Genomic DNA, 19,014 nt, shown 5'->3' with positions numbered 1-19,014 from the left:
GTTCCTTATTTCGGCAGTGCGATCCACTGGTCCGCCACGCGGTGGACGCGGATGCGGTGGTCGAACACCTGTTCGAGCGCGGTGTGGGTGGCCGGGTCGGCGCAGCCGCCGTGGTGCACCACGCGGCCCTTGTCCATCACGACCATTTCGTCGGCGGCCAGTGCCATCGGCAATTCGTGCAGCACGCTGACCACCGTGCGGCCTTCGGCCACGAGGGCGCGGGCGGTCTGCATCCAGTCGGCCTGGTGCGGCGGGTCGAGGTTGGCGAGCGGCTCGTCCATCAGCAGCACCTGGGCCTCGACTGCGAGCGCGCGGGCGAGCAGCACGCGCTGGCGCTCGCCGCCCGAGAGCTGGCCGAGCGGGCGGTCGCGCCAGTCCCAGGCCTGCGTGCTGCGGAGCGCTCGCTCCACGGCTTCGCGGTCGGCCGCGCTCGGGGCGGCGAGCCAGCGCTGGTGCGGCAGGCGGCCGAGCATCGCGACGTCGTAGACCATGAGATCGTCGGCGCTCGCCTCGCCCGTGCCGCTCTGGCCGAGCCAGGAGAGGCGTTGTGCGCGGATGCGGGCTGGGATCTTGCCCTCTGCCTCGCCGAAGAGTCGCACGTCGCCCCGGTGCGCGAGCAGGCCCGCGAGCGCCTTGAGCAGCGTCGACTTGCCCGCGCCGTTCGGGCCGACGATGCTGGTCCAGCGCGCGGACGAAAGCACAAGGTCGATGCCGTGCAGCACCTCGGTCGTGCCGAGCGTGGCGCTGACGCGGCGCGCTTCGATGGCCGGTGTGCCGCTCACGACAAACCTCCACGCGCGCTGCGGCGGTGCATGAGCCACAGCAGATAGCTGCCACCGAGCACCGCGGTGAGCACGCCGACCGGCAGTTCCTGCGGCGCAATCAGCCACCGCGCCAGCAGGTCGGCCGCCATCAGCAGCAGGCCCCCCATCAGCGCAGCGAGCACGATCAGCCTCGCATGCGTGGTCTTGACGACCGAGCGAACGAGATGCGGCGCCGCGAGGCCGACGAAGGCGATCAAACCGGTCTGCGCCACCGCCGCGCCAGTCGCCAGGGCAAGCACCACGACCAGCGCCGCGCGCATGGCGCCGAGCGGCAGGCCGAGGCTGTGGGCAGTCGCCTCGCCGAGCGCCAACCCGTCGAGCACCGGCGCAAGAGCCCATGCCGCCAGCAGGCACACCGCGCAGACCGCGCCCATCACGGCGCAGGCGCTCCAGCCGACCAGGCCGGTGCTGCCGAGAATGAAGCCCTGGATGGCCTGCAGGATGTCCGCCGAGGCGATGGTGATCAGGTCCTTCGCGGCGCCGAGCACCACGCCGACGATCACGCCCGCGAGCAAGAGCCGCAGCGTCTGCTGCACACCGCGCGCCAGCGTCAGCGTGAGCAGCACCGCGAGCACTGCACCGATGAAGGCCGCTCCGGTGAGCCCGAGGCGCATCACCCATTGCGTGCTCGCGGCCGAGCCGCCGAAAAGCATCAGCGCCACCGCGACGCCCAATGACGCACCCGAGGCGCTGCCGAGCAGATAAGGGTCGGCCAGCGGATTGCGGAACAGCCCCTGCGCCACCGCGCCCGCGAGCCCGAGCAGCGCGCCCGCGAGCCATGCGCCGAGGGTGCGCGGCAGGCGGATGTCCCACACGATCTGCAACGCCACCGGGTCGTGCCGCGCGGCCAGAAGGCTCTCGAAGCCGGTGCTGCCGATGCCGAGGCCGAACAGCAGCAGCGCGGCGCCCAGCACCAGCAAGGCCGCGCCGAGCAGCACGACGCCGCGCAGGTGGGCGGTGTGCATGCGCGCGGCGTTCACTGGCCCTTGTCCACCAGGCATTGCGCCATCAAGCGTGCCGCTTCGTCCATGCGCGGGCCGGGGCGCACGAGCACATCGGACTGCAGCGCATCGAAGCGGCAGATGCGGCCTTCGCGCACAGCGCGGATGCCGCCCCAGCCGGGACGCTGTTCCAGCCCCTGCGCGCTGCGCACGCTGACCATGATGAGGTCGGGATTGGCGCGCACCACGTACTCAGGGTTCAGCTTGGGAAAGGGCCCGAGCTTCGCGGGCACGATGTTCTTCATGCCCAGCCGCGTGAGCGTTTCGCCGATGAACGACGACTCGCCCGCCGCGTATGGCGTGCTGTTGACCTCGAAGTACACGCGCTTGCCCCGCGCGCTCGCGGGCACCGACTGCGCCGCCGCCGACACGCTCGCATCGATCACGCGCCACACGCGCGGCGCCTCGTTCGTGCCGAGCACCTCATCGAGTTTGCCGAGCACGCGCTGCACATCGGCATGGCTCTTGGGTTCGAGCACCAATACCTTGAGGCCCAGCGCCTCGAGCCGCTGCGTGACGCGCGACGACTTGGCGAGCAGCACCGCATCGGGCCGGAGCGCGACGATGGCTTCCACGTTGGGCTCGATGCCGCCGCCCATCTGCGGCAAGGCGCGCACCGCGGCCGGCGAGTTGGAATAGTTGTCGACGCCCACCAGCCGCTCGCAGGCGCCGAGCGCGCAGACGGATTCGGTGAGCGACGGCAGGAGCGAGACGATGCGCTGCGGCGGCTGCGGCAGGCTCACGGTGGTGCCGCGTTCGTCGACCACGTCGAAGGCGTGCGCGGCAAGCGCGCACAGCGACAGGCCGATGGCGGCGAACAGCGAGGAAACACGGCGCAGCTTCATCAGGCGGGCGCCTTCAGGCTCAGCGGCAGGCCGGCGACCATCAGCGTCACGCGGCTGCATGTGGCGGCCACGTCCTGGTTCAGGCGGCCCAGCGCATCGACGAAGGCGCGCGTTTCGCGGCCGAGCGGAATCACGCCCAGGCCGATCTCGTTGCCGACCAGCACTACCGGTCCGCGCGCCTCGCGCAGCGCGATCTGCAGCATCGCGATGTGCGCCGAAGGCGTGCGCGTCGTCGGCCGAGCGGCTTCGGTGCGCAGCGGCATCAACAGGTTGGTGAGCCAGAGCGTGAGGCAATCGATCACCACCAGCGTCTCGGGCGCGCTCTGCGTGACGATGGCGCGCGCGAGTTCGACCGGCTCCTCGATGGTCCGCATGCCGGGCACGCGCTCTGCGCGGTCGGCCTGGTGGCGCACGATGCGCTCCTGCATCTCGTCGTCATAGGCCTGGGCGGTGGCGATCAGCACGGCGCGGTGCGTGCCGGGCGCAGCTGCGAGCCAGTCGATGGCGCGCTGCTCGGCGCGACGCGACTTGCCGCTCTTCTGACCGCCGAGGATGAATTCGTGCTCAACAACGGTCATCGATTGCTTCCTTTGCGGCATCGTTGCCCAGCTCGATCGGCATGGCGCCGAAAAGTCGCGCGGTGGCTTCCGAGCTGGAAGCGAACCACGCGTGGAAATAGCTGGCCCGCACCGGGCCGTGTACATAGAAAGCCTCGCCGCTGCGCGCACCAACGGCCTGCGTGGCGCCGGGCCGCGCGGTGTGGGCGAATGGCGCGAGCGGTGTTTCGCAGCGCGAATAGTGGAAGGTGTGGCCGCGCAGGGTGTGGCTTCCCAACTGGAGTTGCTGGGGGCCAAGGCCGGCAAGGCGCTTCTGCATGGTCACGCGGCCGGGGAGCAGGCCCCAGAGGCGATGGACCTGTTGCTGTTCTGAATCGCCCGTAGCCAGTTCGTCGAACAGCGCCATCATTCCGCCGCACTCGGCCCACACGGGCTTGCCTGCGGCGGCATGCGCGGCCAGGGAGGCGCGCATCGATTCGTTCGCCGACAGGGCCTCGGCATGCAGCTCGGGGTAGCCGCCCGGGAGCCAGACGGCATCGCAGGCCGGCAACGCATCGCCGGCCAGTGGCGAGAAGAACGAAAGCCGCGCGCCGAGTGCCGAGAGCACGTCGAGGTTGGCGGGGTAGATGAAGGAGAACGCCGCGTCGCGCGCGATGGCGATGGTGCGGCCTGCCAGCAATTGCGGCGTGCCTGCGTCGTCTGTTGTGACCGGATCGAAACGCATCTGCGGCAACTGCGAGACCGGCAACTGGCCCAGCGGCGTGTCGGCCAGCACATCGGCGGCCGCATCGAGCCGCGCCATCGCGTCGTCGAGCTCATTCGCGCCGACAAGGCCCAGGTGCCGTTCGGGCAAGGTGAAACTCGCATCGCGCGGCAAGGCGCCCATCCATTGCGAAGGTTCGCGCAATGCGTCCTTCAGCATGCCCGCATGCCGCTCGCTCGCCACGCGATTGGCCAGCACGCCGGCCCACGGCAGGCCGGGCTTGAAGTTCTGCAATCCGTAGGCCAGCGCCCCGAAGGTGCCGACCATGGCGTGCGCATCGATCACGGCCAGCACCGGCAGGCCGAAGCGCTCCGCGAGGTCGGCCGCGCTCGGCGTACCGTCGAACAAACCCATCACGCCTTCGACGATCACAAGATCGGCCTCGTCCGCTGCGGCGTGCAGGCGCGCCCGGCAATCGGCCTCGCCCGTCATCCAGAGGTCCAGCGAATGCACCGGCGCGCCGGTGGCGAGCGCGAGCCAGTGCGGATCGAGAAAGTCCGGCCCGCACTTGAAGGCCCGCACCCGCCGGCCTTGCCGCGCATGCAGCCGCGCGAGCGCCGCAGCCAACGTGGTCTTGCCCTGCCCCGAGGCGGGCGCGGCGATCAGCACCGCGGCACAGGTGGCTGCCGTGCCGTCGCGTCGTCGCGAAAGGTCGTTTACTGCGGTGTCCACTTGAGGCCGAGGTAGGCGGTGCGGCCCCCGTTGGCGTAGAGGCGTGCGTACTGGTAGTCCTTGTCGCCCACATTGTCGATGCGGGCCACGAGGTTCAGGTCCCGTGCGATCTGTGTACTGGCCGACAGGTTCAGCAGCGTATAGCCGCCGAGCTTGATCTTGTTGGCCGCGTCGTCGTAGCGCTGGCTCGAAGCCTGCACTTCGGCGCCCAGCGTCCAGCCGGCCACGTGCCAGTCGGCGCCCAGCGTGCCGTGGCGCTTGGCGCGGCGTGCGAGCAGGTTGCCGGTTTCGGTGTCCTTGGGGTCCTGCACGTCGAACGAAGCGCGCAGCGTGACGTCGCCGATGCGCTGGCTGGCCGAGAGCGTCGCACCTTGCAGCGTGGCGCGGGCCACGTTGGTGTAGCAGCCGAAGGTCGAGGCGCAGCCCGTGGCGGTGCCCACGAAGTTGATCAGGTTGCGCACGCGATTGCGGTACACCACGATGCCGGCGGTGGTGCCGTCCTTGGCGTAGTTCAGGCCCAGCTCGAGGTTGCGGCTGTCTTCGGGCTGCAGCGTGGCCACGCCGTATTCGCTGAAGCGCTGGTAGAGCGTCGGCACGCGGAAAGCCGTGCCGGCCGATGCGGTGAAGCGCAGCGACGGCAGAATGGCAAAGCCATAGGCGGCGCTGCCGGTGGTCTTGCCGCCGAACTCGCTGTCCTTGTCGCGGCGCACATGCAACTGCAGCGAATGCGGGCCCTGCACGAAGCCGTAGCCGAGCGCGAGCGCGTTCTGCGAGCGGTCTTGCGAGAAGAGCTTGGCCGAGGTGGTGGGTGCGTTTTCGAGCGCGTCTTCGCGGCGCTCCAGCGTGGCAGTCACCAGGTGCGGGCCGAAGCGGAATTCGTTCTGGAACAGGTAGCCGCGCAGGTTGGTTTCGGTACGGTAGAACGACGGCTGCGTCTTGTAGACCGATTGCGAGTCGGTCACCTGCACGCGGGTGCTGTAGATGTCGTTCCACTTGGCCGACCAGGTGAGGCCGGCGGTGCGCAGCGTGTTGTCCGAGACGTCGTTCCTGAAGCGGATCGGCGGCCGGGTCCTGAAGCTGACCGAGGCGTCGTAGCCGGCTTCGACGTTGCTCTGGAGCAAGGTGGCTTCGATGCGCTGGTCGGGCGTGATCTGGAAGCCCAGCTTCAGGTTGCCCGAGGTGCTGCGGTAGCCGTCGCGGTCGGGGCTGGTGAAGCCGTCCTTCGAGGGCGTGCGCTTGGATGCGGGCTGCACGTCGAAGCCCTTGCTCTCCTCGTGCGCCACGCCGAACGAATAGTCGAACAGGCCCGACTTGCCGCTCACGCCGCCCTCGATCTTGCGGAGGCCATGGCTGCCGAAGCCGACGCCCGCGTAGGGCGACACGCCCTCTTCGCCGCGCTTGGTGAAGAGCTGGATCACGCCGCCGATGGCGTCGGAGCCGTACACCGCGGCGGCCGGGCCGCGCAGCACCTCGATGCGGTCGATCTGCGCGAGCGGAATGCCTTCCCAGCCGGCGCCGCCGGTCGATTGCGAGTCGATGCGCACGCCGTCCAGGTAGACGGCCGTGAAGCGCGTCTCGGCCCCGCGGATGTAGAGGCTGGTGTTGTTGCCCACGCCGCCGGTGCGCGTGATCTCGATGCCGGGCTGGCGCGCCAGCACGTCGGCCACGCCGGTCGCGCCGCTGCGCTCAATGGCCTGGCGGTCGATGATGGACACGTCGCCCACCAGGTCCGACAGCGGCTGCGGCGTGCGGTTGGCCGTGACCACCGTTTCCCCCAGCGTGGCTGTTGCTGCCTTTTGTTCCTGCGCATGCGCAAGCGTGGGCAACTGAATCAATGCGAGGCCGCCGAAGGCCGAGGCCAGCGCAAGCGGGAGGCCGGCAAGGCGGCGATGGCGAATGGGCGCAGGCGCGCGACCGCGGGAAACGCGGAAAAGGGAAACGCAGGAAATCATGAGTGAGCCGAACGAACGTCAATGCCCCTGGCCGGCCTCCCCGCCGGCGCCCTGGGCGCAATGACCGCCGCGGGCATGAACCGGTTCTATTCGTTCATTCATGCATGCGGCAGCCGCCTTGTTGGCCGGTATCCGGGCTGGCAGAACGGCCCCTTGCCGCCTTCCCAGGCACCTGTTTCAGGGCGCCCAGTGGCTGGATGGAAAGGGGTGACGCCTTGCGGCGCCGTCTGCTTGACCGTTGCGGGGGCAGCGCAGGCGGCTTCGGCCTTGATCCGATGTGTCCGGCTTTCCGGATCTCTCGGGGGCGTTCACTCCTGCTTCCCGTTGAACTGCACCGTGCGAACCACGGCGCGAGCACCAACGGGCGGGATTTTAGGCCCAGCGGCGGATGCGCTAAGTCGAAAGTTGTGGCGCCGCCGTCGCACCTCTGTCCATCTCTGCACCCGTCTTTGCCGAAAATTTGAATGCCTCGGGCGCAGGCCGCAGAATCGCCGCCAGGACGAAGCCAGGCGCCGCGCTGACTGCCAGCGGACCGCCTCCCCGGGAAACTACAATCGCCAACCATGCCCGCCTCCAGCCCCATCGATCAGATCGCCGAGCGTGTGGAACGCTTGCTCGTGCGTCACGAAGAGGTACAGCGCACCAATGCGCTGCTCCAGGAACAGGTCGATGCGCTCGTGCGCGAACGCGACGGGCTCAAGTCGCGGCTCGCCGCGGCACGCACGCGCCTCGACGCACTGCTCGAGCGGCTGCCGGCTGAACCACCTCCCGAAGATTCCACCGCATGAAGCAGATAGAAGTACAGATCATGGGCCAGAGCTATTTGCTCGGCTGTCCCGACGGCGGCGAGCCGCAGCTGCGCGATGCGGTCGAACGCGTGGATGCCGCCATGTGCAAGATCCGCGACGCAGGAAAAGTCAAGGCGCGCGATCGCATCGCGGTGCTGGCTTCGCTGAACCTCGCCTTCGACCTCGCGGCACAGCAAGCGGCAGCGGTTGCAGCACCTGCCGCAGCGCCAGCGCCTGCCACAACCGAGCCCGGCGAAGTCGACGCCAAGGCCGCCCAGCTCATTCAAAAGCTCGATCAGGCGCTGGCCGGCGATGGTCATTTGCTCTGAATGAACACCATGGACTCATACGGAGCGTAAAATCCGAACTGTCTGCGGTGCGCGTCGGGCTTAATATTTCCTTGTTCCAATGCTCTCCGGAGCCGGGCTTGGTACATCGCTTGACGGGCGTGATCATCTCGCGTCAGATGAACCCGAAGTCTTGCTGCCCTCGCCCACCTGAACCCTGGTTCAGGATGCGGGTTCGGCGCCCACTTGCAGACACCTTTTTCCATCGGCACGGCCCCCAGCACACACTGCTCGGGGCCGTTGCTTTGTCCGAAGACCCGCAGCGTGACCGAATTCCTCGACCCCCTCCTGATTCTTGAACTTGCCGCACTCGGCCTGGGTACCGGCTTTCTCGCGGGGCTCCTGGGCATCGGCGGCGGCATGCTGATGGTGCCGTTCATCACGATCATCATGGGCCACCGCGGCGTGTCGTCCGACCTCGCGGTGAAGATGGCGATCGCCACCTCGATGGCCACGATCATCTTCACTTCGGTCTCCAGCGTGCGCGCGCACCACAAGCGCGGCGCGGTGCGGTGGGACATCGTCAAGCGCCTCGCGCCCGGCATCGTGATCGGCAGCCTGGCCGGGAGCCTGGGCGTGTTCGCGCTGCTCAAGGGCACTGCGCTCGCCATCTTCTTCGCGCTGTTCGTGGGCTTCTCGGCCACGCAGATGTTCCTCGACAAGAAACCCAAGCCCACGCGCCAGATGCCGGGCACCGCAGGCCAGCTCGCGGGCGGCGGCGTGATCGGCTTCATCTCGGGCTTGGTGGGTGCGGGCGGCGGCTTCATCAGCGTGCCGTTCATGACGTGGTGCAACATCTCCATTCACAACGCGGTGGCCACGAGCGCCGCGCTGGGCTTCCCCATCGCGGTGGCCAACGTGCTCGGCTACGCGATCAGCGGCCAGACGGTGCAGGGCCTGCCCACCGGCTCCTTCGGCTACATCTGGCTGCCGGCGCTGGTGGTGATTGCCCTGTGCAGCGTGTTCACCGCACCGCTGGGCGCCAAGGCCGCGCACACGCTGCCGGTGAAGAAGCTCAAGCGCGTGTTCGCGAGCATCCTCTATCTTCTCGCCGCCTACATGCTCTGGAAGGGCCTGCGCGGCTGAAAAAAGCCCCCATGGTCCGGGGGTGTGACCCGTTGCGATGCGCCAGACGCAGCCGTATAACGGTTTCATGAAAATCCTCATCGCCGTCGATGGCAGCGCCTACACCCGCAAGGCGCTCGACTACCTCGTCGCCAACCGCACCATGTTCGTGGACGGGCACGAGCTCATCGTGGTCCACGTATGCACCGGCATCTCGGGCCATGTGACACGGCATCTCAGCAAGGAGATCGTGACCGAGTACTACGCCGAGGAAAGCGCCAAGGTGCTCGATCCGGTGAAGGCGCTCCTGGCCGAGAAGGGCATCGGCAACTACACGATCGACAAGCGCCACGGCCATCCGGCCGAGGAAATCCTGAAGTCAGCCACCGCCGCGCATGCCGAGCTGATCGTGCTCGGCACCCACGGCCACGGCATCTTCGGACGCGCGCTGATGGGCTCGGTCGCGACGAAGGTGATCGGCGAGACCGATATCTCGGTCCTGCTGGTCCAGTAGCAAGTAGTAGCAAACGCCCGGCTGCTACTGCACCCGCTGCTGCCGCCACTCGCGCGGCGAGCAGCCGAAGCGCTCCCGAAACGCGCGGCTGAAATGCGCCGCATCGTTGAAGCCGCGCCCATACGCGATCTCCCCCACCGGCTTGCCCGCAAGACGCGGCTCCAGCAGATCGCGGCTGCAGGCTTCGAGCCTGCGTTCCCAGATGTACTGTGAAGGCGTCAGCGGCTCGCTCTTGAAGACGCGGTGAATGTGGCTCGCCGACACCCCGAGTGACGCCGCGAGACTGCCCACCGAGAGCGACGGATCGGCCAGTTGCTCGTCGATGCATCGCTTCACGCGCGCAAGGTGGTACGCCGTCAGATTGCTGAGCGATGGCGCACGCGCCGCCGGCAGCGTCTGCAGGCCCGCCACCAGGATGCTCTGCACACCGTTCGCCACGGCCAGCGCCGATGCGGGCTGCAGCGTGTCGATGTCCTCGCGCAGCGTGCGGATCATGCCGAGCAGAAGATGCCCCGCGCCCTCGTTGCCCGACACCGTGGTGGCCGTCAGCGCCTCGGTGTCGCGCAACTCGCTGCGCAGGCGCTCGCCGGGCAGCTTGAGCACGATCTGCTCGAAGCGGTCGTCGAACAGCAGCTCGTAGGGTCGCGTGCTGTCGTACAGCGCGAAGTCGCCGGCCGAGAGCACCGCATCGCGCCCGTCCTGGCGCACCACGCCGCGCCCCTGCGCCTGAATGCTCACGAGGAAATAGTCGTCCCCCGAGCGCGCGATGTGCCCACTCGTGCGCATGACCTTCTGCGCGCCTGACTTGACCACCGACACGTCGAGGCTGGGCAGCGAGTGCTGGCGGATGCTGCCTTCGAAGCGGCCGATGTCGTCCGGCCGCACCGGGTCGCACCCGAGCTGCACGTAGACGTTGCAGATCATGTCGGTCCAGTAGGCCAGGCGCTGGTCGCGCGCCACGGCATCGGTGCTGAGCAACTGGTTCATTGGATTTCCCGGAAAGCGGATGCGTGCAACGCTGGAACAAGAACGCCGCCAGTTCGGATCAAGGCGTTCCGCGGCGGCGAATCTACGCTTCAAGCAACCCGCATGCCACCGCGCAAACCCGCGTTGGCGGTGTGCGAAGTTGTTTCATCACCCCACTTCCGGAGACCCGCCATGCCCACCACCATTCACCCCAAGTTCCGCGTCGCCGCCGTGCAGGCCGCGCCCTTGTTCCTCGACCTCGACGGCACCATCGACAAGACCATCGATCTCATGGCCGAGGCAGCAGGCCAGGGCGTGAAGCTCATCGCCTTTCCCGAGACCTGGGTGCCCGGATACCCGTGGTGGATCTGGCTGGATTCGCCTGCCTGGGGCATGCAGTTCGTGCAGCGGTACCACGACAACTCGCTGGTCGTCGGCTCGGCCGAATTCGACCGCATCAAGGACGCCGCGCGCAAGCACAGGATCTGGGTGTCGCTCGGCTACAGCGAGAAGGCCGCGGGCAGCCTCTACATCGCGCAGGCGCTCATCGACGACCAAGGCCACACCGTGCAGACGCGCCGCAAGCTCAAGCCCACGCACGTGGAGCGCACCGTGTTCGGCGAAGGCGACGGGTCCGACCTCGCCGTGGCCGACACGGCCATCGGCAACATCGGCTCGCTCTCGTGCTGGGAGCATCTGCAGCCGCTCAGCAAGTACGCGATGTATGCGCAGAACGAGCAGATCCACTGCGGCGCATGGCCCAGCTTCTCGCTCTACCGCGGTGCCGCCTATGCGCTCGGGCCGGAGGTCAACAACGCGGCGAGCCAGGTCTACGCCGCGGAAGGTCAGTGTTTCGTGGTCGCGCCCTGCGCCACCGTCTCGCCTGCGATGAGCGAGCTGATGTGCACCGATGCCGGCAAGCAGCAGATGCTGCGCACCGGCGGCGGCTTCGCGCGCATCTACGCGCCCGATGGTTCGCCGCTCGGCACGCCGCTGGCCGAAGACCAGGAAGGCCTGGTGATCGCCGATATCGACCTCGGCATGATCTCGCTCGCCAAGGCGGCCGCCGACCCGAGCGGCCACTACTCGCGGCCCGATGTCACGCAGTTGCTGCTCAACAAGACGCGCCGCGAGCCCGTGGTCTTTCAGCGCACGCCCGAGCCCGAAAGCAGTGCCCCCGAAGCGGTGGCCGCAGGCACCGAGCCGCGCCTGCAACTCGCCGCCTGACCGCACCGGAGCCACCATGGAATCCGCCATCGCCGAGCATCTGAAATGCCCCCGCACGCGGCACCGCCGCGTCGAGGACGACTACACGCCGCCCTACCCCGTCTGGTCGGCCCGCGCGCCCGTCTCGGTGACGCAGGTGACGATGGGCTATTTCGGCGTGCAGTCGCGCGGCCCCGAAATGCAGGGCCGCGCCTGCGCCGCGCTGATGAAGATCGCACGCGACTTCGCGCTGCCCGACGGGCCGGGCCATCACGACCTCGCGCACTACGTCGATGCCGACGGCTTCGACAACATGGTCGCGATCGCCTACTGGCACGACGCCGCGGCCTTTGCGCGCTGGAACGCCACGCCCGCCATCGACGCATGGTGGCGCTCGGACGAACGCCTCGCGGAAGGCCTCGGCTACTTCCGCGAAATCGCCTCGCCGCGTGTCGAGCACTTCGACACCATGTTCAACACGCCGGACCGCTTCGAGGGCGTCGGCGTGGTGATGGGCGAGGTCAGCGGCGAGCTGCAGGAGCACGGCTACTGGGGATCGATGCGCGACCGCATCCCGCTCTCGCAGACCGATGCGATGACGCCCTCGGGCACGCGCGCAGTCGTCGCCGGCATACCGGCGCTGGGCCAGCGCGTGCGCATCGCGGGCCACGAGAACATCGCAATGATTCGTTCGGGCCAGGAGTGGGCCGACACCACCGGCCAGGAGCGCACGCTCTACCTGGAAGACATGGAGCCGGTGCTGCGCGAAGGCATGGACTTCTTGCGCGACCAGGGCCTGGGCATCGGCTGCTACAGCAACCGCTACATGCACCATCTCGACGCGAAGGGCGCGCCACTGCAGAAGTCATTCGGCCTCAGCTACTGGCGCTCGCTCGCCGACATGGAGCGTTGGGCCGAATCGCACCCGACGCACGTCGCGATCTTCGGCAGCTTCATGCGCTATGTGCAGGCGCTGAACTTCCAGCTGCAGCTGCGCGTGTACCACGAGGTGTCGGTGCTGAAGGCGGATGAGCAGAGCTACGAATACATCAACTGCCACGCACGCAGCGGGCTCATGAACGGGCTCGCCGCGACTTAGGAAAGAGGCTCGGCGGGGATTGCTTTAGGATGCGCGGCCCTATTCCAAGGCCGCAAGGCAGGACCCCGACATGTGGAGCGATCTCGAAAACCTCGTCGAAGCCTCGATGCAGGAATGGAAAGTGCCCGGCCTCGCGTTGGCGGTGATTCAAGACGGCGAAGTGGCGCTGCTGAAGGGCTACGGTGTGCGCGACACCGACACCGGCCTGCCCGTGACCACCGACACGCAGTTCCTGCTGTGCTCGATCACCAAGTCGTTCACTGCAGCGGGCCTTGGCTTGCTGGTCGACGAAGGCAAGCTCGAATGGAATCGCCCTGTGCGCGACGTGATTCCCGAGTTCCGCCTGCACGACCCCGTGGCGAGCGAGCGCCTGACCGTGCTGGACCTGCTCTGCCACCGCAGCGGCCTGCCGCGCCACGACTGGATCCACGAGCCCGGCGATCTCTCGGGCGCGCAGATGTTGCCCCTGCTGCGCCATCTCGCACCAAGCCGCGAGTTGCGCGACAGCTTCCAGTACTCGAACCTCGGCTACATGGTCGCGGGCACGGTCGCCGAGCGCATCAGCGGCCAGAGCTGGGAAGACTTCACCACCGAACGGCTGCTCAAGCCGCTCGGCTTCAAGGACTTCGGCTTCACCATCGAGGCGCTGGCCGCCGCGAAAAACGCCGCGCGCCCACACGCGATGCTTGGCAGTGAATGCGTGCCGTCCCCGTTGTGGCCGATCCGCACCACGGCCGGCGGTGGCATCAATGCCTCGGTGGCCGACCTGGCGAAATGGGCCCGCTGCCTGATCGACGGAGGCAAGGTCGATGGCACGCAGCTTCTTTCCCCGAAAGCGTTGCGCGAGATGAGCACGCCCCGCATGCACGTGGGGCGTTCCGAACAGGCCGAGATCGGCGACTCGCACTATGGCTTCGGACTTTTCTGCGAGAACTACCGTGGCGACCGCACGCTGTCGCACTCGGGCTCGTGGCTCGGCTGGGCCACGCTGATGACGGTGTTGCCTGAGCGCCGCGCGGGCGTCGTGGTGCTGACAAACCGTGCGCCGAGCGCCGTTACCTCGTTGCTCACCTACGCCGTGTTCGACCGCATCAGCGGACGCGAGCCGGTCGACTGGTTCGGACGCCTCGTGCCCAAGCGTCGCCAGTTCCTCGAGCAGCAAAAGCTCGACAAGAAGAAACTCGAAGAAAAGCGCCGCGTCGGCACACGTCCCAGCCACGCACTCGAAGAGTACGCAGGTACCTACGAGCATCCGGCCTACGGGCGCATCGCAATCTCTGCAGACGGCGATGGCCTCTCCTGGCACTGGCGCGGTTTTTCAGGCCAGCTCACCCACTGGCACTACGACGTGTTCACCACGCCCGACAGGCCCTCCGAATTCCACCCCGACAACCTGGCGCTGACCTTCCTTTGCGACCGCGAAGGCCGCATCGACCGGATCACGGCGCCCTTCGAGCCGGCAGTGCCGGACATCGTCCTCCAGCGCGTGGCCGAAAAGATGGTCGCCGCGAAGGCCTAGGCGAACAACCCCTTGTGCTCGGCGCGCAGCAGCGCCTTCTGCACCTTGCCCATCGTGTTGCGCGGCAGCTCGGGCACGACGAAGCAGCGCTTGGGGATCTTGAAGTTCGCGAGCTTCGACTTGAGCTCCGCCACGATGGCGTCGGCATCGATGACGGTGCCCGGCTTGGCGATCACGATGGCCACGCCCACTTCGCCGAAGTCGGGGTGCGGCACGCCGATCACCGCGCTCTCGGCCACGCCGGCCATCTCGTTGATGTAGCCCTCGATCTCGGCGGGGTAGACGTTGTAGCCGCCGCTGATGATGAGGTCCTTGCTGCGGCCGACGATGGTGATGTAGCCGCGGCCGTCGATCTTGCCGACGTCGCCGGTCTTGAAGAAACCGTCGGCGGTGAACTCTTCGGCCGTCTTCTCTGGCATGCGCCAGTAGCCGGCGAACACGTTCGGGCCATCGACCTCGATGCCGCCGATCTCGTCGGTGGTGCAGTCGTTGCCGTTCCCGTCGCGCACGCGCAGTTGCACGCCCGGCAAGGCGAAACCGACGGTGCCGCCACGGCGCTCGCCCTGCTCGGGCTTGTAGGGGTTGGAGGTGAGCATGACCGTCTCGCTCATGCCATAGCGCTCGAGGATCGTGTGGCCAGTGCGCCCCTGCCATTCGTCGAAGGTCTCGATGAGCAGCGGTGCCGAGCCTGCGACGAACAGGCGCATGTTGCGCACGGCTTCGCGCGTGAGGCCGGGCTCGGCCAGCAGGCGCACGTAGAGCGTCGGCACGCCCATGAACACAGTGGCTTCGGGCAGCTTGGCGACGATGCGCTTGGGGTCGAACTTCGCGAACCACAGCATCTTGCTGCCGTTGAGCAGCGCGCCGTGCAGCGCGACGAAGAGGCCGTGCACGTGGAAGATCGGCAGCGTGTGAATGAGCACGTCGCCTGGCGTCCAGCCCCAGTAGTCCTTGAGCACCTCGGCGTTCGACAGCAGGTTGCCGTGCGTGAGCATCGCGCCCTTGCTGCGGCCGGTGGTGCCGCTCGTGTAGAGGATCGCGGCGAGGTCGTCGGGCGACTTTTTCGCGGGCGTGTGCTTGTCGCTGCACTGCGCCGCCACTTCGAGCAGCGTGCCGGTGCGGTCGTCGTCCAGCGTGAACACGTGCCGCGTGCCCGCCGCGTTGGCGATGGGCCCGACCCACGAGGCATTGCGGCTGGTGCACACCACGACCGCGGGCTCGGCGTTGCCGATGAAGTACTCGATCTCCGCGCTCTGGTAGGCGGTGTTGAGCGGCAGGAACACATAGCCCGCGCGCAACGTCGCGAGGTACAGCAGCATCGCCTCGACCGATTTCTCGACCTGCACCGCGATGCGCGCGCCCTTCTCGAGCTTGAGCGCATCGAGCAGGTTGGCGATCATCGCGCTCGCGCGTTCGAGGTCGCGCCACGAATAGAAAAGGCCGTTGTCGGTCTCGACCGCGATGCCGTCGAGGTCGGTGGGAAAGGCCGCGCGCAAGGCGGCGAACAGGTTGGCGTTGGTTGGCTTCTTCATCGCTTCGTCTTTGAACCGGTACTTCAGAAATTCGGGGTGCGCTTGGCAAGGAAGGCAGCAATGCCTTCGCGGTGCTCGGCGGAATCGGCGTAGTCGTAGGCCGTGGCGAGCAGGTTCTGCGTCGCACCGGCCTTCAGCGCGGCGAAGGTGCGCTTGTGCAGGCGCGCGGCCTGCGGCGCGAGCGCGGCGATGCGGTCCGCATGCACCTGCACTGCGGTCGCGACCTCGTTGTCGGGCAACACCTGCAGCAGGAAGCCCGCGTCGTACAAACGCTGGGCGCCGTGCACGCCGGCAGCCAGCAGCATGTCGCGCGCGAGCACGTCGCCGATGGCGCCGTGCACGAGGACCGCTTCGCGCGGCGCCATGGGAAAACCCAGCTTGGCGATCGGCGCGCCGAACTTCGCGGACGCGCCTGCGATGCGGATGTCGCAGCAACTCGCGATCTCGATGCCGGCGCCCATGCAGGCGCCTTCGATCTGCGCGACCAGCGGCAGCGGGCAATCGAGCAGCGCCTGCAGCGCAGCCCACACCTCGTTCTCGTGGAATTCGCGCAGGCTCGGCTCTTCGAAGCGGAACGACGGGTATTCGGAGATGTCGCCGCCCGCACAGAAGGCACCGCCCTCCCCGCGGATCACGAGGCATCGAAGGCCCGCATCGTCCAGGCCCGTGAATACCTCGCGCAGCTCGCGCCACATCGCGCGCGTCATCGCATTGAGGCGGCCCGCGTTCGACAGCGTGACGACCGCCACCGCGCCTTCGCGGCGCAGTGACACAGTGCCCGCAGCCGTCATTCGAGCTTGGCGCCGGAGGCTTTCACGACCGTGGCCCAGCGCTTGATTTCGGAGTTCACGAAGCCGCCGTAGGCTGCCATGGTGAGGGTCGGGATCTCGGAGCCGTTCTGCGCCCAGATGGTCTTGAGCTCGTCGGTGGCGAGCGCCTTCTTCATGTCGTCGACCGCGCGCGCCTGCGCTTCGGCCGGCGTGTTCTTCGGCGCCCAGAGGCCGTACCAGGTGGTGACGGTGTAGTCGGGCAGGCCCACTTCGGCGGCGCAGGGCACATCGGGGAAGGCCGGGTTGCGCTTGGCGCCGGCGACCATCAGCGCCTTGATGCGGCCGCTCTTGATGTGCTGCGACGAGGAACCCAGGCCATCGAACATCAGGTCGACGTTGCCGGAGATCAGGTCCGACAGCGCCGGGCCCGCGCCGCGGTACGGGATGTGGGTGATGAAGGTGCCGGTCTGCAGCTTGAAGAGTTCGCCCGCGAGCTGGTGCGAGGTGCCCGAGCCGGCCGAGCCGTAGTTGAACTTGCCCGGGTTGCGCTTCACCAGCGCGATGAATTCCTGGATGGTGTTGGCCTGCACGCGCTTGGGGTTGATGACCACCACCTGCGGCACATTGGCCAGCAGCATCAGCGGCACGAAGTCTTTCTCGATGTCGTAGTCGAGCTTGGGGTACACCGAAGGCGCAATGGCGTGGTGCACGGCGCCCATGAAGAGCGTGTAGCCATCGGCCGGCGCCTTGGCCGCGATGCTCGCGCCCAGCGTGCCGCCGGCGCCGCCGCGGTTGTCGATCACCAGCGTCTGGCCCGCCACCTTGGTGAACTGGCCCGAGAGCGGCCGCGCGAAGGCATCAGTGCCGCCGCCGGCCGGGAACGGCACGATCATCGTCACCGGCTTGGTCGGCCAGCCCTGCGCGCGCGCGGCGCCGCAAAGAACGGCCGCACCGGCGGCGGCCACGCGCAGAACGTCACGTCGCTGAAAACTCTGGTTCATTTGTCTCTTCTCCGATCGTTGTGGATTTTGCCGCCCCATGCGGCGTTAGGCGCCTTCTCCGCGCCCGCCTTGTTGTCGAACGTTCAGCCTTTTTTGAAGAACAGGCTTTCGATGTCTCCCGATACCGCGACCTTGCCATCGCCCAGCCAGGTCCGATGCTTGTCGAGGCGCTTCAAGTCGTACAGGTAATTGACCATGAGCCCGTACGACTGCTTGTGCCCCTTGGGCGAGGGATCGCCCGCCCAGTTCAGCCGTTCGACCCGTGCGCCGTTGCCCAGATGGAAGCGCGCGACCGGGTCGGCCGGCGTGCCGTCGACCAGCGCACGGCCCAGGTACTCGGCGGCCGCCTGCAGCAGCCATTGGCGCAGCGGCGACTTGGCATCGAAGGTGGCGGCGGCTTCCACGGCGGCGAGCAGGCGCTCGGCCGTGGGCGGCACCGAGCCGACGAGGCGGCCGAGTTCGGCCTCGCGCTTTTCATCGAGGCGCGGCATGAGGTCGGCGGCGTTCTTGGCGAGCCAGGTGCGAAAGCCCGGAATCGGCGAGAGCGTGGCAAAGGTCTTCAGGCGCGGCAGTTCGTCCTGCAGCGTCTCGACCACGCGCTTGATGAGCGAATCGCCGAAGCTCACGCCGCGCAGGCCGTTCTGGGTGTTGCTGATCGAATAGAAGATCGCGGTGGTCGCCTTGGCGGGCAGCACCGGCACGGCCGCCTCGTCCAGCAGCGGCGTGATGCCGTCGCTGATGCGGTCGACCAGTGCCACCTCGACAAAGATCAGCGGCTCGTTGGGCAGGCGCGGGTGGAAGAAGCCATAGCAGCGGCGGTCGCTGTCGTCCAGCCGGTTCTTCACGTCGGACCAGCTCTTGATGTCGTGCACCGCCTCGTAGCGGATGAGCTTCTCGATCAGCGAAGCCGGCGAATCCCAATCGATGCGGCGCAGCTCGAGGAAGGCGACGTCGAACCAGGTGGAGAAGAGTTGCTCGAGCTCGGCATCGAGCGCGAGCAGGCGCTTGTCGGCCTTCAGGCACGGCAGCAGGTCGGCGCGCAGGTCGACCAGAAAGCGCATGCCCGTGGGCTCGACCGCGAAGCGCTGCAGAAGGCGCATGCGCGGCGAAACGAGCGCGCGGCGCAGCTTCATTTCGGCCTGCCCTTCGTCGGCCGTGCCGACCGCGGCCTGGTGCTGGTCGCGCGCGGTCTTGAGCTTTTGCGCATCGGCGGCGAAATGCTCGCTCATCAGCGCCCAGTAGTCGCGGCGCTCCTCGGGCGTGGCGCCAGCGTAAGCCTCTGCGATGGCGTGGGCCCGGCGGCCGCCCTCGACCTCGCTCACGCGCGGATCGATCACGGCCTGCAGGTCGGCGAGCACGCGGCGCAGCGCGCGCGGCGACAGGGCCTCGTCGGCCTTGCGCAGCGTGACCTGCAGGCGCTCGGCGGTCGTGCGCTCGCTGGGCTTGGCCGCATTCTTCGGCGCGCTCTTGGCGGCACCTTCGGGCGCCACGGGCACCTTGGACTTTTCGCCAGAGCGCAACCGCGCCTGGAACCATTCGGTCGCACTCATCGCTGGACTCCCCTGTCAAAGGTTGCGGGCGCACCGTGGCAAA

18 protein-coding genes and 1 riboswitch are annotated in these 19,014 nt (G+C 68.0%); of the genes, 7 read left to right on the top strand and 11 right to left on the bottom strand.

What is annotated here, in order from left to right:
- Positions 1-5 precede the first annotated feature (5 nt).
- From QF040_RS04740 to QF040_RS04715, 6 genes are read right to left on the bottom strand one after another with little or no spacing between them, the layout of a single operon-like run.
- Positions 6-782: an ABC transporter ATP-binding protein gene (locus tag QF040_RS04740; protein WP_429610048.1), complete on the bottom strand. Its 777-nt coding sequence runs from the start codon at positions 780-782 to the stop codon at positions 6-8.
- Complete coding sequence (locus QF040_RS04735) at positions 779-1,789, bottom strand: FecCD family ABC transporter permease (protein WP_429610047.1); 1,011 nt, start codon at positions 1,787-1,789, stop codon at positions 779-781. The genes QF040_RS04740 and QF040_RS04735 overlap by 4 nt, the downstream gene beginning before the upstream one ends.
- Before the next feature lie 11 nt (positions 1,790-1,800).
- Positions 1,801-2,670 carry an ABC transporter substrate-binding protein gene (locus QF040_RS04730; protein WP_429610046.1) on the bottom strand — a complete coding sequence of 290 codons (870 nt, stop codon included), beginning with the start codon at positions 2,668-2,670 and terminating at the stop codon, positions 1,801-1,803.
- Complete coding sequence (locus tag QF040_RS04725; protein ID WP_429610045.1) at positions 2,670-3,248, bottom strand: bifunctional adenosylcobinamide kinase/adenosylcobinamide-phosphate guanylyltransferase; 579 nt, start codon at positions 3,246-3,248, stop codon at positions 2,670-2,672. Before QF040_RS04725 ends, QF040_RS04730 begins: the two co-directional genes overlap by 1 nt.
- On the bottom strand, positions 3,235-4,662 hold the full coding sequence (locus QF040_RS04720) for a cobyrinate a,c-diamide synthase (RefSeq protein WP_429610044.1): 1,428 nt from the start codon (positions 4,660-4,662) through the stop codon (positions 3,235-3,237). The genes QF040_RS04725 and QF040_RS04720 overlap by 14 nt, the downstream gene beginning before the upstream one ends.
- Positions 4,647-6,614, bottom strand: a complete 1,968-nt coding sequence (locus QF040_RS04715; protein ID WP_429610043.1) for a TonB-dependent receptor domain-containing protein — start codon at positions 6,612-6,614, stop codon at positions 4,647-4,649. Before QF040_RS04715 ends, QF040_RS04720 begins: the two co-directional genes overlap by 16 nt.
- A 106-nt stretch (positions 6,615-6,720) precedes the next feature.
- A riboswitch (cobalamin riboswitch) is annotated at positions 6,721-6,990 on the bottom strand.
- A 187-nt stretch (positions 6,991-7,177) separates the two neighbouring features.
- Between QF040_RS04715 and QF040_RS04710 the strand changes: the two genes are divergently transcribed.
- The 4 genes from QF040_RS04710 (at position 7,178) to QF040_RS04695 (ending at position 9,328) form a co-directional block, all read left to right on the top strand.
- Positions 7,178-7,402: a hypothetical protein gene (locus QF040_RS04710; protein WP_013541792.1), complete on the top strand. Its 225-nt coding sequence runs from the start codon at positions 7,178-7,180 to the stop codon at positions 7,400-7,402.
- Complete coding sequence (locus QF040_RS04705; protein ID WP_429610042.1) at positions 7,399-7,731, top strand: cell division protein ZapA; 333 nt, start codon at positions 7,399-7,401, stop codon at positions 7,729-7,731. The genes QF040_RS04710 and QF040_RS04705 overlap by 4 nt, the downstream gene beginning before the upstream one ends.
- A gap of 282 nt (positions 7,732-8,013) precedes the next feature.
- Positions 8,014-8,835, top strand: a complete 822-nt coding sequence (locus QF040_RS04700) for a sulfite exporter TauE/SafE family protein (protein WP_429610041.1) — start codon at positions 8,014-8,016, stop codon at positions 8,833-8,835.
- A gap of 67 nt (positions 8,836-8,902) precedes the next feature.
- Entirely contained in the window at positions 8,903-9,328 is a 426-nt protein-coding gene (locus QF040_RS04695) for a universal stress protein (RefSeq protein WP_429610040.1), read from the top strand.
- 24 nt (positions 9,329-9,352) lie between these two features.
- Here QF040_RS04695 and QF040_RS04690 read toward each other — a convergent pair whose 3' ends face one another.
- On the bottom strand, positions 9,353-10,315 hold the full coding sequence (locus tag QF040_RS04690) for a helix-turn-helix domain-containing protein (RefSeq protein WP_429610039.1): 963 nt from the start codon (positions 10,313-10,315) through the stop codon (positions 9,353-9,355).
- Positions 10,316-10,486: 171 nt separating this feature from the next.
- Between QF040_RS04690 and QF040_RS04685 the strand changes: the two genes are divergently transcribed.
- The 3 genes from QF040_RS04685 (at position 10,487) to QF040_RS04675 (ending at position 14,118) form a co-directional block, all read left to right on the top strand.
- Positions 10,487-11,521 (top strand): carbon-nitrogen hydrolase family protein, encoded by a 1,035-nt coding sequence (locus QF040_RS04685; RefSeq protein ID WP_429610038.1) that lies wholly within the window; start codon positions 10,487-10,489, stop codon positions 11,519-11,521.
- Positions 11,522-11,537: 16 nt separating this feature from the next.
- Positions 11,538-12,599 (top strand): phenylacetaldoxime dehydratase family protein, encoded by a 1,062-nt coding sequence (locus QF040_RS04680; protein WP_429610037.1) that lies wholly within the window; start codon positions 11,538-11,540, stop codon positions 12,597-12,599.
- Positions 12,600-12,669: 70 nt separating this feature from the next.
- On the top strand, positions 12,670-14,118 hold the full coding sequence (locus tag QF040_RS04675; RefSeq protein WP_429610036.1) for a serine hydrolase: 1,449 nt from the start codon (positions 12,670-12,672) through the stop codon (positions 14,116-14,118).
- Here QF040_RS04675 and QF040_RS04670 read toward each other — a convergent pair.
- The 4 genes from QF040_RS04670 to QF040_RS04655 form a co-directional block, all read right to left on the bottom strand.
- Entirely contained in the window at positions 14,115-15,650 is a 1,536-nt protein-coding gene (locus tag QF040_RS04670; protein ID WP_429610035.1) for a malonate--CoA ligase, read from the bottom strand. The genes QF040_RS04675 and QF040_RS04670 overlap by 4 nt on opposite strands.
- A gap of 23 nt (positions 15,651-15,673) precedes the next feature.
- Positions 15,674-16,441, bottom strand: coding sequence for an enoyl-CoA hydratase/isomerase family protein (locus tag QF040_RS04665; RefSeq protein WP_429610034.1), 768 nt, complete (start codon positions 16,439-16,441; stop codon positions 15,674-15,676).
- Positions 16,438-17,421 carry a Bug family tripartite tricarboxylate transporter substrate binding protein gene (locus tag QF040_RS04660; RefSeq protein ID WP_429610033.1) on the bottom strand — a complete coding sequence of 328 codons (984 nt, stop codon included), beginning with the start codon at positions 17,419-17,421 and terminating at the stop codon, positions 16,438-16,440. The genes QF040_RS04665 and QF040_RS04660 overlap by 4 nt, the downstream gene beginning before the upstream one ends.
- An 83-nt stretch (positions 17,422-17,504) precedes the next feature.
- Positions 17,505-18,971: a malonyl-CoA decarboxylase gene (locus tag QF040_RS04655; protein WP_429610032.1), complete on the bottom strand. Its 1,467-nt coding sequence runs from the start codon at positions 18,969-18,971 to the stop codon at positions 17,505-17,507.
- Between the last annotated feature and the right edge of the window lie 43 nt (positions 18,972-19,014).

Origin of the sequence: Variovorax sp. W2I14, assembly GCF_050435205.1 — a bacterium.
Lineage (GTDB): Bacteria > Pseudomonadota > Gammaproteobacteria > Burkholderiales > Burkholderiaceae_C > Variovorax > Variovorax paradoxus_C.
The sequence above is the reverse complement of the archived record's forward strand: the minus strand, read 5'-3'. Positions and strand labels throughout refer to the sequence as shown.